Raw genomic sequence first — 2596 nt, 5'->3', positions numbered from 1 at the left:
GCTCGTACTCGGCCGTTGCGTCGAAGGCGGGCATGTTGAACCAAGCCTCTGTAAAGACGGTATCGTTCTCAGCCTTGTTGGTGGTCACCTCGACGGCGGAGGTAGCCAGCGGCTTCAGGTCGCCCACGAAGGTGACGTTGGCGCTGCTGAAGTTGTTCTGATAGGTGCTCAGGTGCTCGGCGAGCACGTGGCACTGGGTGGCCTTGCCTGACTTGAAGTCATAGCTGGCATCGCCCCAAGTCAGGTTGTCCGGGTTGGCGTAGAGATTGACGTCCGATATGACTGAGCTTAACATGAAGGCATAATCGCCGATGCTCGTCACCGTCGAGGGGATGGTGATTGATGTCAGGCTGCTGCAGCTGGTGAAGGCATAAGTGCCGATGACCGTCAAACCTTCGGGCAGGGTGACGGAGGTCATGGCTGAGCAGTTCCAGAAGGCACCGTCGCCGATGCTCGTCACCGTCGATGGGATGGTGATTGATTGCAGGCTGCGGCAGTCGTAGAAGGCACTAGAGCCGATGCTCGTCAAACCTTCGGGCAGGGTGACGGAGGTCAGGTTGGAGATACTCTCGAAGGCATTAAAGCCCACGGATGTTACGCCGCTCTCCACCACCACGCTGGTGATGTCTCCACTGTTGCCGTCCCATGGCCGGTCGGAAGGGTCAGAGTAGTCCGCCATGGCACCGTTGCCGCTGACGGTCAGCGTGCCGTTGTTAAGTGTTACGGTGCAGTCGCTGCTGGTCCACGGTCCCTGTGCCCACGCTCCGCCGACTGCCGTGATGAGCAGTGCGAGCGTCATTAATATCTTATGTTTGGCTTGCAGCCGAAAATTCTTCCGTTCGGCAAAGTTCAAGCAAGCTTGACTTTGCTCTCTCTTAATCGAATTTTTCATATATTGTATTCTTTATGTTGTTTATACCTTTTATATTATATACGCGAGAGGGGACTCTCTGACGAATCAGAGTAATCGACGAAGTCGCTTGCCAAAGCAAGAACCGTCCCCTAATCACATTAACTCTTCAAATATATAATCCGAAGCTGTAGGATCTATATTATCAGATGGCGAAACAATGTTATCACCTTTCATTAGTGCGTTGAAAGTTTTTGGATCAGTAATATAATCATAGTAAACTCGAATTAAATTTGAATTCTTCGCTATGACCTGCTCCCATGTAGTGCAACCATCAATGTCAAGCGTAACTTCGTAGGTACCGCCGATAGTTAATGTTTTCGGTTTCTCCGCCTTCTTCTTCACCTCCACCTTGCGGAACTTGTAGCCGTCCTTGGCTTTGATCTTGACTTCCTGGCCGGTGGTGACGGGGGTTACCTTGTCGTCGGTGGGCGTCTTGGCTGTGCCGGCCACGGTGACGGTGATGTTGGGGCTCTGCTTGATGTTGAGGGTGTGCTCATTTGTGAGCAGCTCAACCGTGACGGGGCCCATGATCTCTGAGTCGTTGAAGGTGTTCTCGGCGGTTGGCTCCTGGCCCTGGGGGGTGTCGTGGCCCTGGATGTAGTACCACACGTAGTAGTTGCCGGCCGCGGTCTGGTCCTTGGCGTTGGGCAGGGTGGCGGCGAAGGCGGTGAGTGCGGGCTTTTCGGTCGCCGATGTGCCCACGGCGTAGAGCAGTGTGCCCTGTGCCGACTGTCCGGCGGTGATGATGGCGGCGTCGGCTGCTATCTCGAGTCCGCTGACGGCTGCGGGTGCGCCGTTCTCATCGAGCTGGGCTGCGGGGGCGTACTGCGGGGTGAGCACGACGTCGCTGCCGGGCATTGTGAAGGTTGCAGTCTTCGTTGCTGCGTCCCATTTCACCTCAGGGGCGGCAGAGGCTATGTTGAATTCGAGGCAGGCACGAACATAACAACTACTGTTGTTAGTCTTAGGGTCAGTGCTAAAACCAAATTGGCTTCCACTGTAGGGTATGTAGCAATATGCGTTATTGGAATCGTACTCGTCCTCCGTATTTACCCAATAGCGTTGGGTCAAGTTCGCCATATTTTTAAAGGTACTGTGGCCATTATGTTCGTCGTTTTGATAGTTTTTCGCTGCTTCTCTCATATTGGTCCACTCGTCCATGGTGGCCAACTTCCATGTGCCACCGGTGACGGCCGGAGTGTGAGCGGCTGCGGTTGTTTTGGCCGTACTCCAATCCATAGCGCCTGATTCATCTGCCAGCGCCAGGGCGAGGCCTTTCTTATTCACATTGTCGATGAAAAATATCTTGGCCGCAGCGGTCTTGCTGGCTGCAGTTGCTTCACCTTCCGTAGCGTAGATACTGCCGTCGGTGCAGATCACCTTTCCGAAGTCTTCAGTGGTGACGGAAATGCCGTCCGCCCATGCGCCCGTGACTGCCGTGAGTAGCAGCGCGAGCGTCATTATATATCTAAATTTATGTATCATAATATTTATTCGTTTAATTGTTTTCTTTCTTTTCTATCTACTCCCCTCCCTCCACAGGGAGGGGTCGGGGGAGAGTCTTTTATACCTTTTATATTATATACGCGCGAGAGGGGGTTACTCGGCAATCGCGTTCCAGTGAGCGTAGATGGTGGTGGCACTGGTAGCGTTGCTGGCGGTAAGTTTCGTGCCGCCTTCAGC

General features: G+C 53.8%; 2 protein-coding genes. Both read right to left on the bottom strand.

Translation table 11 applies throughout. The features are described from left to right. Positions 1–892, bottom strand: an 892-nt coding sequence (locus tag T496_RS14470) for a leucine-rich repeat domain-containing protein (RefSeq protein WP_155808844.1), incomplete at its 3' end; no start/stop codon positions are given. Positions 893–1006: 114 nt separating this feature from the next. Continuing rightward, positions 1007–2398, bottom strand: a complete 1392-nt coding sequence (locus T496_RS0109835) for a hypothetical protein (protein WP_155808842.1) — start codon at positions 2396–2398, stop codon at positions 1007–1009. Positions 2399–2596: the final 198 nt, after the last annotated feature.

The organism is Xylanibacter brevis P6B11 (assembly GCF_000621825.1).
Lineage (GTDB): Bacteria > Bacteroidota > Bacteroidia > Bacteroidales > Bacteroidaceae > Prevotella > Prevotella brevis.
The sequence above is the reverse complement of the archived record's forward strand: the minus strand, read 5'-3'. Positions and strand labels throughout refer to the sequence as shown.